Consider the following 11,709-nt stretch of genomic DNA (forward strand, 5'->3'; position numbering starts at 1 on the left):
CTGGCTTGCTCGATCCGGAACCATTCTAAATTTCTAACACAGGGCTCGCGCCCACGACAATCGATCCATGCGCGGGCCTGCACGTCAGATAGGTATGCCGCAACAAAAAAGCGCGGGGCAGGCCCCGCGCTTTCGGTCACATCCCCTGAGGGAAACGTTACTCGCCGACGGCGGTCTGGCGGTCCTGCTTCTCGACGATGCGGGCCGACTTGCCGCGCAGGTTGCGCAGATAATAAAGCTTGGCGCGACGAACCTTGCCGCGACGCACGACCTTGATCGAGTCGATCATCGGCGACATCACCGGGAAGACGCGCTCGACGCCTTCGCCGTAGGAGATCTTGCGCACGGTGAAGCTCTCGTTGAGGCCCTGACCGGAACGACCGATGCAAACGCCCTCATAGGCCTGCACGCGGGTACGCTCGCCTTCGACCACCTTCACGTTGACGATGACGGTGTCGCCGGGTCCGAATTCCGGGATATCCTTGGTGGCGGCGAGCTTGTCGAACTGCTCTTTTTCGAGCTGCTGAATAAGGTTCATTGAAATCTCCATCGGCGGCGCGCCCAGCCTTTCGCGGGCTGCGCAAACGTCCATCTATCCTGCGCGGGTGCGGATTTGGCCGCCCGTATAAGGCAAAGCGCAGGGTTTGTCACCCGTCTGTCTTGTTTTTTGTCCCTCGCCGAGCGGCTTTTTGGCCGGCCTTGCGGGCCCAGAGATCAGGCCGCCGGGCCGCCGTCAGGGCCTCGGACTGGGCCAGCCGCCAGGCCGCGACCTTGGCGTGATCGCCGGAAATCAGGATTTCCGGGATTGGCCGGCCCTCGAACTCCTGCGGGCGGGTGTATTGGGGGTATTCCAGTAGTCCTTCGGAAAAGCTTTCCTCGGTTCCCGAGGCCTGCTTGCCCATCACCCCCGGCAACAGGCGGACGCAGGCGTCGATCAGGGCCATCGCGGCGATTTCGCCGCCGGACAGCACAAAATCGCCGATCGAGACCTCCTCGAGGTCCCGGGCCTCGATCACCCGCTGGTCGATGCCCTCGAAGCGGCCGCAGACGATCAGGGGGCCGGGCCCGGCCGCCAGTGCCGCGACCTGGGTCTGGGTCAATGGCCGACCGCGCGGGCTCATCAAGAGGCGCGGACGGTCAGGCGCGATATCGGCGGCGTCGATCGCCGCCGCCAGGACATCGGCCCGCAGCACCATGCCCGGACCGCCGCCCGCCGGCGTGTCGTCGACGCTGCGGTGCTTGTCGGTCGCCGAGGTCCGGATGTCGCGCGCTTCCAGCGCCCAGAGCCCGCCAGCCAGCGCCTTGCCGGCGAGGCTGACGCCGAGCGGCCCCGGAAACATGTCCGGGAACAGGGTCAGCACGGTGGCGCGCCACGGTGTCGACTGGGCTGGTGTCTCTTGCGATGTCATGGCCTCTGGTTACGGCACCACGGCCGTGAGGTCGAGGCTCTGCATCATCGCGGCCGCGTCCACCGCGCGGCGGCAGTCGGCGAGTCCGAAGCTCGCGACATTGATCTTGCGCAGATCAAGCAGGCCTTCGGCGGCGAGGCCGGCGAGCTGGCCTGGTGCCGTGCGGTCGTACATGAATTGCCCGACCACCTCCCAGTCATTCGCCAGCATCTCGCGGAACGAGAGTTCGAACGGCACCTCGGCGCTGCCCATCAGCACCATCCGGCCGCCACGCCTGAGCGCGCGCAGAGAGGACAGTGTGGTCGACGTGCTCTTGGCGGCGCCGAGCAAATCGAGCGCGACATCGGCGCTGCCGCCAGCGGCGCGGCGGATGACCGCAAGGTCGGCTGCGGCATCGCCGCTGACGACGGCGGGAATGACGCGCGGGCCGAACGCGTCGCGCAACTGCTGGAGCGCGGCCTCCTTGCGGCCGACGGCGACGACGCGGCCCGCGCCCATCGCGACCGCGAGCATCACGCCGCCCGAACCGAAATAGCCGGTCGCGCCGTTGACGATGATGGTCTGCCCGCCGCGCAGGCCGGAGCGCTGCAAGCCGCCGAACGGCACGATCAGTTTTGCGAGCCCGATCAGTTCGGTCGCCGGCTTGTCGTCGAGATTGGCGAGCGGTGTGACGCAGGCGGCCGGCCAGTGTGCGATCTCCGCGAACACGCCGTCGCGCCAGCGCGCCTGCAACGCGAACGCCTCCGGCGTCGTCACCGTGGCGGTGAGGCCGATCAGGATCTGCGGCGGATCGCGATCCGGCACGTCGCCGCGCAGATGCGGGCTGAGAAATACGCGGTCGCCGCTTTGCACATGCGTGACGTTGTCGCCGGTGGCGACGACGCGCGCGATCGCGTTGGTGCCCGGCACGAACGGCATCGGCGGCAGGCTGTAGGGCAGCGCGCCGGACAGCAGCTTGTTGGTGTAGGACAGCACCATGCCGGCCTCGATCCGCACCACGACGCCATCGGGCGCGGGCATCGGCGTCGTAACATCCTCGAAGCGCAGATCGTTGTGGGCGTGCAGCCGCCAGGCCTTGTGCGTGCTTGTCATTGGGATGCTCCGTGAGACCATTGCTTAGGTAGCCCGGATGGAGCGAAGCGCAATCCGGGAATCGTGCAAGCAATGACGAGCGGCCCCGGATTGCGCTGCGCTTCATCCGGGCTACGGGCTAACCCACGTTATGGTAACGCCGCCTTCGGATCGTCAACGAGATGTCGCGCGAGGGCCACCGCGAGCGGACAGATCGCCAGCGCCGTGAGCGCGGTCGCAGCGGTGGCGAGCGACGGGCCGAGCGCGTCGCCAAGCAGGCCGTAGATAACAGGCGCGACGGCGCCCGATCCGATGGTGCCCGTGTAGAACAGCGCGAAAGCGCGCTCGGTCTGGTGTGCCGGCGTGAGCTCGGGCACTGTGCCGTAGAGCACCGAGGAGGTGCCGTTGAGCATCACGCCGAGCAGCGGCAGCAGCACGATGGCCGACGCCAGCGGCAACACCAGCACGGCCACGATCAGCGCCGCCGTACCACCTTCGGTGATCAGCACCGTGCGCAGCGTCCCGACCCGCGCGCCGAGCCATCCGCAGGTGAATTTTCCCGCCGCGCCGCCGATGAAGACCAGCGCCAGCGCAAGGCCGTTGGTCGGCAGCGAGGCGCCCTTGTCGCGCAACAGGAACGGCAGGAAGGTGAGAAAGCCCATCCTGACCGCGGTGTCGAGAATTCCGATCGCGAGCAGCCAGCGAAAGCCGCCGCCTGTGCTGGCGCCGCGCGATGCTGATGCCGCCTTTTGCTCGGCGCCCCTGCCGACGGCCGGCATCCAGAGCGCAATGCAGACCGCGACGAGCAAGCCTGCGAGAGCGAGCACGAGCAGCGTGTGCCGCCACGACATGATCACCAGCAGGATCGAGGTCAGGGCCGGGATCGCCGCCTTGCCGAGATCGCCCGAGAAATTGTAGATTCCGAGCGGCCCGCGCGCCGCCGTGCCGTAGGCGCGCGACACCGCGGCGGACGCGATCGGATGCTGCGTGCTCGACCCCGCGCCGGAGAGCGCGAGCGCTAGGCCGAGGCCAATTACGCCGCCCGAGAATCCAGCAAACGCGTAGCCGACTGCCGACAGCGCCGTGCCCGCGATCAGGATCACCTTGCCGTCGATCCGCTCCGCGATGCGTCCGACCGGAATCTGCAGCCCGGCCATGGCGCCGGCATAGAGCCCGCGCAGCAGCGCCAGCAGCCCGTAGCTCAGCGCAAATTCGGCCTGCCAGATCGGCAGCAGCACGTAGATGACGTCGGTGTAGCCGTCGTGGAGGGCGTGGTTGAGCCCGGTCACGGTCAGGGTGCGGGTTGACCGGGCACGGTCGGGCCGCGTCGTGCCGGTTTCGGCCGACACGCTCATTGCCGCCCTTCAATGCAAGAAAATCTAAAGATTGGGCGGGCGAGCATCAGGAGGGGGCCTCAGAAAAGAAAGCTATACAAGGAGCTTGCATGGCAGTATGCGCCGCCAAGGCGCTTGTCACAAATCAGTAATAGTCGGATCATGCGTTAGAAAATCTTGCATTGAGGGATCATGTTCGTCCCACGCCGCAGCCTGCCGCCGCTCAATGCGGTGCGTGCCTTCGAGGCCGCCGCCCGGCTCGGCAGCTTCAAGGAAGCCGCCGCTGAGCTCAGCGTGACCCATGGCGCGGTCAGTCAGCAGATCCGCCTGCTCGAGGAATGGCTGGGGGCGCCGTCGCTGTTTCGGCGATCGGTGCGGCGCGTGGTGCTGACGCCGGCAGGCGCGGCATTGCTGGCAGAGTTCGCGCCCGCGCTCGACCGGATTTCCACCGCCGTGCAGCAGCATCGCGAGCGGCGCGGCGATCTGGCGGTCGCGGTGTTGCGCGTCAATGCGCTCGCGACCTTCAGCCTGCGCTGGCTGCTGCCGCGGATGAGCCGGTTTCGCGCCGAGCATCCGGATATCGAGGTACGCCTGAGCACGTCGAACGATCCGGTGGATGCGCTGCCGGAGTCCTTCGACGTCGTGATCCGCGGCGGCCCCGACACCTTCCACGGCTTCTCGTCGCGCTTCCTGGTGTCGGAGCGGAGATTGCCGGTGTGCAGTCCGTCGGTATTGGCGCAGCTGCCGCTCAATGAGATCGCGGACCTCTCCAGGCACACGCTGCTGCATGTCACGTCGATGCCGCGGCTGTGGCGCGACTGGCTCACCGAGGCCGGGCAATCCGCGCTGGAGCCGGCGGCCGCGCTGACCTTCGATCACTTCTATCTGACGATCCAGGCCGCGCTCGACAGTCTCGGCGTCGCGATGGGACCGACCGCGCTGATCGCGGATGATCTCGCGGCCGGGCGCCTGGTGACGCCGTTTCCGGATGTCAGCCTGCCGGCGCGGAGCTACTTCGCTTACTTCCCGGCGGGGCGCAGCAACGATCCGCACAGCGCGGTGTTCTGCGACTGGCTCGAGCAGCAGGGCCGGATGACGGGTTGAAAATTATTCTCGGTCAGGCGGCCGACGGATCGTCGCCGTCGATTTCCTTGGGCAGGTCGATCACCACGCGGCCGCCGTCGAGATCGACAGTCGGCACCACGGCATTGGTGAACGGCAGCAGCATCGTCGCGCCCTGCGGCGGGGCGATCTCGATGATGTCGCCGGCGCCGAAATTATGGATCGCGATCACCTTGCCGAGCGGCTGCTCCGTCGTCGTCACCGCGGCGAGCCCGATCAGATCGGTGTGGTAGTATTCGCCGTCGTCGGTGTCCGGCAGCCGGTCGCGCGGAACGTAGAGCTCGAGCCCGTTGAGCCGTTCGGCATCATCGCGGCTGGCGACGCCCTTCAGCGTCACCACCAGATGGTCCTTGGCTTCACGCACATGCGTGACCTCGAACTGGCGCGTGCCGTCCTTGGTCATCAGCGGACCGTAGTCCTTCACGGCCAGCGGATCTTCGGTGAAGGTCCAAAGCCTGACGGCGCCGCGCACGCCATGCGCAGCGCCGATACGGGCGACACAGACCGGTGCAGCCACCGTGGTCGCCGTTCAGCTTAGGCCTTGGCGGCGGCTTCGGCCTGCGCCTTGCGCTCCTTGCGCGGCACGGCCTTTTCCGGGTTGTTGCGCGGCGCGCGCTTCTTGACGCCGGCGGCGTCGAGGAAGCGGGTCACGCGATCCGACGGCTGCGCGCCCTTGGCGAGCCAGGCCTTCACCTTGTCCATGTCGAGCTTCAGGCGCGACTCGTTGTCCTTCGGCAGCAGCGGGTTGAAGTGGCCGAGACGCTCGATGAAGCGGCCATCGCGCGGGAAGCGCGAGTCGGCGACGACGACGTGATAGACCGGACGCTTCTTGGTGCCTGCGCGAGCGAGGCGGATAACAACGGACATTCAGTTCTCCTTCAAAGGTCGATGTGTTCGATTGATTGGCATTCCGCGTCGCGCCGGCCGTATGCGAGCCGTCGCGACGAATTCCTCATTTCTTCTTGCCCGGGAAGCCGCCGAGGCCCGGCAGCATCGGCTTGCCGGAAAGGCCGGTCAGGCCCGGCACGTTCGGCAGGCCGCCGCGCAGCCCGGCCGGCAAATCCTTCGGCAGATTGGGCAGGCCGCCGCCGGCGCCGCCCTGCATCTTCTCGGCGAGCGCCTTCATCTCCTCGGCCGAGGGCGGCTTCATGCCGCCGCCGAATCCCATCGCCTGCGCGATGCCGGCGAGCGGGCCGCGTTTGCCGCTTCCCATGGCCTTCATCATGTCGGCCATGTTCCGATGCATCTTCAGCAGCTTGTTGACGTGCTCGACGCTCTGGCCAGCACCTGCCGCGATGCGCTTCTTGCGGCTCGCCTTCAAGAGGTCCGGGTTCTTGCGCTCCTGCCGCGTCATCGAGTCGATGATCGCGACCTGGCGCTTCAAGATCTTGTCGTCGATGCCGGCCGCCGCGATCTGGTTCTTCATCTTGGAGATGCCGGGCATCATGCCCATCAGGCCGCCGATGCCGCCCATATTGGCCATCTGCTGCAGCTGCTCGCGCATGTCGTTGAGGTCGAACTGACCCTTGCGCATGCGTTCGGCGGTGCGCGCGGCCTTCTCGGCGTCGATATTGGCGGCGGCCTTCTCGACCAGCGAGACGACGTCGCCCATGCCGAGGATGCGGCCGGCGATGCGGTTCGGATGGAAGTCTTCCAGCGCGTCGGTCTTTTCGCCGGTGCCGATCAGCTTGATCGGCTTGCCGGTGACCGCGCGCATCGACAGCGCGGCGCCGCCGCGGCCGTCGCCGTCAACGCGCGTCAGCACGATGCCGGTGAGGCCGACGCGCTCGTCGAACGAGCGCGCGAGGTTGACCGCGTCCTGGCCGGTGAGGCTATCCGCGACCAGCAGCACTTCGTGCGGGTTGGCGGCGGCTTTGATCTCGGCCGCCTCCTTCATCATGTCTTCGTCGAGCGTGGTGCGGCCGGCGGTGTCGAGCAGCACGACGTCGTAGCCGCCGAGCTTGCCGGCCTCCAACGCGCGCCTTGCGATCTGCGGCGGCATCTGGCCGGCGACGATCGGCAGCGTCGGAATGTCGAGGTCGCGGCCGAGCACCGCGAGCTGTTCCATCGCCGCCGGGCGGTAGACGTCGAGCGAGGCCATCAGCACCTTGCGCTTGTCGCGCTGGACCATGCGGCGCGCGAGCTTTGCGGTGGTGGTGGTCTTACCGGAGCCTTGCAGACCGACCATCATGATCGGCACCGGCGGCACGGAGTTGATATCGATGGTCTGGCCGTCGGAGCCGAGCGTGGCGACGAGCTCGTCATGGACGATCTTCACCACCATCTGGCCCGGCGTCACCGACTTGACGACGGTGGCGCCGATCGCCTGCTCGCGGACCCGGTCGATGAAGGTACGGACCACCTCGAGCGCGACGTCGGCCTCGAGCAGCGCGCGGCGCACCTCGCGCATTGCGGCATCGACGTCCTTTTCGGTCAGCGCACCGCGCCCCGTCAGACGATCGAGAATGCCACCAAGCCGTTCCGACAGATTGTCGAACAATGCCGTTGTCCTCTTTTACCTCTCCCCGCCTGCGGGGAGAGGTCGCCGCGCATTTGCGCGGCGGGTGAGGGGGTACAGGGCAATCCACACGCACAGTGCGCGGAGAGAGCTCCTCACCCCGACCCTCTCCCCGCAAGAGCGGGGCGAGGGAGAAGGAAATCCAAACACTTTCGCGCCCGAGGGCGCATCGCGCTGTCGGGCGTTGGCCTCTGGCCTCCAGGACCAGTCGGCGGGTCGAAAAGACGGAGCTTTCCGAGAAAGTGGCCGGGTTAAACGCTGCCGGGGCGGCAAAGTCAAGGAAAGTTTCGCTGAAATCCGCTCAGTCTGGACAGTAAGGTACTGAAATCACGTCGATTTGCCCTATTGGTTCCGAATTCGCCGCTGCCACCCATATAACCGGAGCCTGCCTCCTATTCCGGAACCCGCGTGCTGATCACCCGCCGCCGCCTTCTCGCAACCTTGACCGGAGCCGCCGCAGCGATCGGTGTGCCCTCGATCTGGATGACGACCATGAAAACCTACGACGGCCCCGTGTCCGATCATTTCGACGGCCTGCACTTCTTCGATCCGGACGGCTCGCCACCGAAATCGCTTGGTGAGGTGCTGCGCTGGCAGTTCGGGGGCGGCCGGAAGCGCGCAGTCTGGCCGGAATGGGCGCCGAGCCCCCATGCCGATACGCCGCCGCCCCGCGTCGAGGGCGACAAGGTGCGGCTCTGTTTCGTCGGTCATGCCAGCTGGCTGATCCAGACCGCGGGCCTCAACATCCTGTTCGATCCGGTGTGGTCGATGCGGGCCTCGCCGTTCAGCTTCGCCGGGCCGAAGCGGCACAACGATCCCGGCATCGCATTCGATAAACTGCCCAGGATCGATGTCGTGCTGGTGTCGCACGGCCACTACGACCATCTCGACGTCGCGACGCTGTCGAAGCTCGCGGGGGCATTTGGTCCTCGCGTGATCACACCGCTCGGCAACGACGTCACGATGCGCGCATCCGATGCCGCGATCAAAGCCGAGGCCTTCGACTGGCATCAGCGCGTCGAGCTCGGCAATGGCCTTGCCGTGACACTGGTGCCGACGCGGCACTGGTCGGCGCGCGGGCTGTTCGATCGCAACAAGGCGTTGTGGGCGAGTTTTGTTTTGGAGACGCCGGCCGGCAAGCTCTACATCGTTGGCGATTCCGGCTACGGCGACGGAGGACATTTCCGCCGGGTGGCCGAGGCGTATGGACCGTTGCAGCTCGCGATCCTGCCGATCGGCGCCTATGAGCCGCGCTGGTTCATGCGCGACCAGCACATGAACCCGGAGGATGCGGTGAAGGCGTTGGCCGATTGCGGCGCCGCCCAGGCGCTGGCGCATCACCACGGCACATTCCAGTTGACCGACGAGGCGATCGACGCGCCCGCGATCGCGCTTGGCGAAGCGCTCGATGCGGCGAGCGTGCCGCGCGAGAAGTTTCTGACGTTGAAGCCCGGGCAGGTGTTCGAGATTTAGAGCGATAAGTAGCCCGGATGAAGCGCAGCGTAATCCGGGAAAGTCCATCCGCGGAGAAGTCGGCCCCGGATTGCGCTGCGCTTCATCCGGGCTACGATTTCACCCCCCTTGAAAAAGGGAGGTCGCTTTGCTCGTCAGGGCAAAGCGGGTGGGGATCTGCTCCCTCCACTTGCAGCGGAGCCTGCGGCTGACCCCCATCCCGACCTTCCCCCTTTCAGGGGGGAAGGAGACGAGAGATCTGTAGCCTCTTACTTCTCCTTGATCGCCCAGGAGACGCTGACATTGACCGTCAGCGTTTCCTCGCCTTGCGCCACCGGCGTCGGCGCGGCGAAGCCGGCCGTTGCCATCTTGGGACGGAACACCGGTACCGGCGCCGAGCCGACCTCCGCAATATTCACGGGTGCGCCGAGCGTGACGCCGGCGGCCTTGGCGTAGATCTCGGCCTTGCGGCGGGCGTCGGCGATCGCCTTTTCGCGCGCCTCGTCGAGCAGCTTCGAGGCCTGCGACACCGAGAAATTGAGCCCGCCGATATCGTTGGCGCCGGCGCCGACCAGCACGTCGATGACGCTGGCGACCTTGCTTACATCGTGCAGCCTGATCGTGACGCGATTGCTCGCATGGTAGCTGACGATGCTGGGCGGGGCGTTCGGCGACGACGGCCCACGATTGGCGAATTGCGGCTGCAGCGACAGCCGCGAGGTCTGAAAGTCCTTCTCCGCGATCCCGGCGCCCTTCAGCGCGGCCAGCACCTTGCCCATCGTCACATTGTTGGCTTCGGCGGCTTCGCGTGCGGTCTTGGCGTCGGTGGTGACGCCCGCGTCAAGCTGCGCCTGGTCGGGCGGCGCCGACACGGTCGCCTCGCCGGTGACCGAAACCGCCGGCGGAAAGTCGTCATTGGCCAGTACGGGCGCAGCCAGCAGCGTGGTCGCGATCAGGGGGACGGCGAAGGAGAGGCCGAAGGGGAGGCCAAGGAGAAGGCGATGGGTCATCTGGCTCACTTCAGGGGTACGTAGACGTTGATCACAAGCTTGTCCTCCGCGGTCTTCAGCGGATCGGTGATGTATTCCTCGATAAAGGTGTCCTTGGCTTCGAGCTTCTTGTCGTCGAGGTGGTTGGTGATCGCCTCATAGGTGTTGTCCATGTTGTCGTAGGAACCGCGATGGACGAACTTCAGCGCCTTGCCGTCAGGCGAATTGCCCATGCTCATGTTCTTGCCGAGGTTCTTGACGTCCTGATCGACCGGGATCTCGGCGATGAAGGTGAAGCCGGTGTCGTCGGTCGAGGTGTAGACGATCATCGGATTGCCCGCTGCCTTGACGCCGTCCTTGTCGAGCAGCGCGGTGAGCTGCTTGAACGCCTCGATCAGCGCGTCGAAGGCGGAATCCCAATTGGCGGTGCCCTTCAGCATCACGACCTTCTTCGGCTCCAGCGTGAACGGCTCGCCGAAGGGATCGGCGGTCTGCACTGGGGCGGCCGGCGCCGGCGCCGGGGTCTGCGCTGCGGCCGGGCTGTCGGCCGGCGACTTGGTCTCGGCCGGCGGGGGCACCGGCGTCGCCGACGGTGCAGGGGCAGGGGTCGGGCTCGGGCTCGCTGCGGGAGCGGGCGAGGCTGACGGCGACTGGGCAGGGGCCGGGCTTGCCAGTGCGATCGCGGCCAAGGGCAGCAGCGCGACCAGGGCGGCGCGGAGCGTGTTGATACGGTTCATTGGTTTTTCTCCATCCCCTGCCTCGAACGGCCGCTCGATCTGTCCCGGCGCGCGGTCCGCGAGGTGCGATATTCCTAACACGCAAGTTCTGCATTCGTCCCATGACAGATGTGTCATGGGGCCATTCAGGCTGGCTAACTGGCCACCACTCGCCATATAACCGGGCAGAATTTGGGAAAATCGATGAGCGCGCTCGCCAATCACGCATTCGCCAAGATGAACGGCATCGGCAACGAGATCGTCGTCGTCGACCTGCGCGATTCAGCGGCACAAGGTCGGGCACAGGTGTCGGCAGCGGAGGCGCGCGCCGTGGCTTCGCCGGCGGGCGGCGTGCCCTATGACCAGCTGATGGTGCTGCAGCCGCCGCGGCTCGACGGCACCGAAGCGTTCATCTCGATCTACAACAATGACGGCTCGGAGGCCGGGGCCTGCGGCAACGGCATGCGCTGCGTGGTGCGGCGGATTTTCGAGAAGACCGGCCAGACATCAGCGACGTTCCAGACCCGCGCCGGCCTGCTCAGTTGCTGGCAGGGGCCGGCGCCCGATCTCTACACCGTCGACATGGGCGCGCCGAAGTTCGGCTGGCAGGACATTCCGCTGGCTGAGGAATTTCGCGACACCCGCTACATCGAGCTGCAGGTCGGGCCGATCGACAATCCGGTGTTGCATTCGCCCTCGGTGGTCTCGATGGGCAATCCGCATGCGATCTTCTGGGTCGATGACGTCAATGCCTACGATCTCGAACGTTTCGGCCCGCTTTTGGAAAACCACCCGATCTTTCCGGAACGCGCCAACATCACCCTCGCCCATATCGTCGATCGCGACCACATCACGATCCGCACCTGGGAACGCGGCGCCGGCCTCACCAGAGCGTGCGGCTCGGCGGCCTGCGCGACGGCGGTTGCGGCGGCGCGGCTGAAGCGTGCCAATCGCATCGTCGAGATCACGCTGCCCGGCGGCAAGCTCGGCATCGAATGGCGCGAGCGCGACGATCACGTGCTGATGACCGGCACCGCCGATTTCGAATATGAGGGCCGCTTCGATCCGGCGCTGTTCGCCAGCATTGCTTGATCGGGC

12 protein-coding genes are annotated in these 11,709 nt (G+C 66.6%); 3 read left to right on the forward strand and 9 right to left on the reverse strand.

Annotation, left to right across the window (positions count from 1 at the left end):
- Positions 1 to 157: 157 nt before the first annotated feature.
- The 4 genes from rplS to ACVW1B_RS36215 form a co-directional block, all read right to left on the reverse strand.
- On the reverse strand, positions 158 to 538 hold the full coding sequence (rplS, locus tag ACVW1B_RS36200; RefSeq protein ID WP_018269387.1) for a 50S ribosomal protein L19: 381 nt from the start codon (positions 536 to 538) through the stop codon (positions 158 to 160).
- 109 nt (positions 539 to 647) lie between these two features.
- Positions 648 to 1,409: a tRNA (guanosine(37)-N1)-methyltransferase TrmD gene (trmD, locus tag ACVW1B_RS36205; protein ID WP_253605495.1), complete on the reverse strand. Its 762-nt coding sequence runs from the start codon at positions 1,407 to 1,409 to the stop codon at positions 648 to 650.
- Positions 1,410 to 1,418: 9 nt separating this feature from the next.
- Entirely contained in the window at positions 1,419 to 2,501 is a 1,083-nt protein-coding gene (locus ACVW1B_RS36210; RefSeq protein ID WP_456822799.1) for a zinc-binding dehydrogenase, read from the reverse strand.
- Between the two features lie 128 nt (positions 2,502 to 2,629).
- Positions 2,630 to 3,835, reverse strand: coding sequence for an MFS transporter (locus ACVW1B_RS36215; RefSeq protein WP_456822800.1), 1,206 nt, complete (start codon positions 3,833 to 3,835; stop codon positions 2,630 to 2,632).
- A 171-nt stretch (positions 3,836 to 4,006) separates the two neighbouring features.
- Here ACVW1B_RS36215 and gcvA point away from each other — a divergent pair, with 171 nt between their 5' ends.
- Positions 4,007 to 4,918 (forward strand): transcriptional regulator GcvA, encoded by a 912-nt coding sequence (gene gcvA, locus ACVW1B_RS36220; protein WP_253605489.1) that lies wholly within the window; start codon positions 4,007 to 4,009, stop codon positions 4,916 to 4,918.
- Positions 4,919 to 4,931: 13 nt separating this feature from the next.
- Here the strand turns inward: gcvA and rimM are convergent, their stop codons facing one another.
- The 3 genes from rimM to ffh all read right to left on the reverse strand — a co-directional run bounded on the left by rimM (position 4,932) and on the right by ffh (position 7,436).
- Positions 4,932 to 5,453 (reverse strand): ribosome maturation factor RimM, encoded by a 522-nt coding sequence (gene rimM / locus ACVW1B_RS36225; RefSeq protein WP_225163579.1) that lies wholly within the window; start codon positions 5,451 to 5,453, stop codon positions 4,932 to 4,934.
- A gap of 17 nt (positions 5,454 to 5,470) precedes the next feature.
- Entirely contained in the window at positions 5,471 to 5,803 is a 333-nt protein-coding gene (gene rpsP, locus ACVW1B_RS36230) for a 30S ribosomal protein S16 (protein WP_016847621.1), read from the reverse strand.
- A gap of 85 nt (positions 5,804 to 5,888) precedes the next feature.
- Positions 5,889 to 7,436 carry a signal recognition particle protein gene (gene ffh, locus ACVW1B_RS36235; protein ID WP_253605485.1) on the reverse strand — a complete coding sequence of 516 codons (1,548 nt, stop codon included), beginning with the start codon at positions 7,434 to 7,436 and terminating at the stop codon, positions 5,889 to 5,891.
- A gap of 426 nt (positions 7,437 to 7,862) precedes the next feature.
- Here ffh and ACVW1B_RS36240 point away from each other — a divergent pair, with 426 nt between their 5' ends.
- The gene (locus ACVW1B_RS36240) at positions 7,863 to 8,927 is read left to right on the forward strand and encodes an MBL fold metallo-hydrolase (RefSeq protein WP_253605483.1); all 1,065 of its coding nucleotides are present in this window, start codon (positions 7,863 to 7,865) and stop codon (positions 8,925 to 8,927) included.
- 248 nt (positions 8,928 to 9,175) lie between these two features.
- On the opposite strand, the gene ACVW1B_RS36245 is transcribed toward ACVW1B_RS36240, so the two are convergent.
- Both ACVW1B_RS36245 and ACVW1B_RS36250 read right to left on the reverse strand, forming a co-directional pair.
- Positions 9,176 to 9,916 carry an SIMPL domain-containing protein gene (locus ACVW1B_RS36245; RefSeq protein WP_456778436.1) on the reverse strand — a complete coding sequence of 247 codons (741 nt, stop codon included), beginning with the start codon at positions 9,914 to 9,916 and terminating at the stop codon, positions 9,176 to 9,178.
- Between the two features lie 5 nt (positions 9,917 to 9,921).
- Positions 9,922 to 10,632: a GyrI-like domain-containing protein gene (locus tag ACVW1B_RS36250; RefSeq protein ID WP_028340834.1), complete on the reverse strand. Its 711-nt coding sequence runs from the start codon at positions 10,630 to 10,632 to the stop codon at positions 9,922 to 9,924.
- Between the two features lie 183 nt (positions 10,633 to 10,815).
- On the opposite strand from ACVW1B_RS36250, the gene dapF reads away from it, so the two are divergent.
- Complete coding sequence (dapF, locus tag ACVW1B_RS36255) at positions 10,816 to 11,703, forward strand: diaminopimelate epimerase (protein WP_253605479.1); 888 nt, start codon at positions 10,816 to 10,818, stop codon at positions 11,701 to 11,703.
- Positions 11,704 to 11,709 lie beyond the last annotated feature (6 nt).

The sequence above is a fragment of the Bradyrhizobium sp. USDA 4502 genome (genome assembly GCF_054063355.1).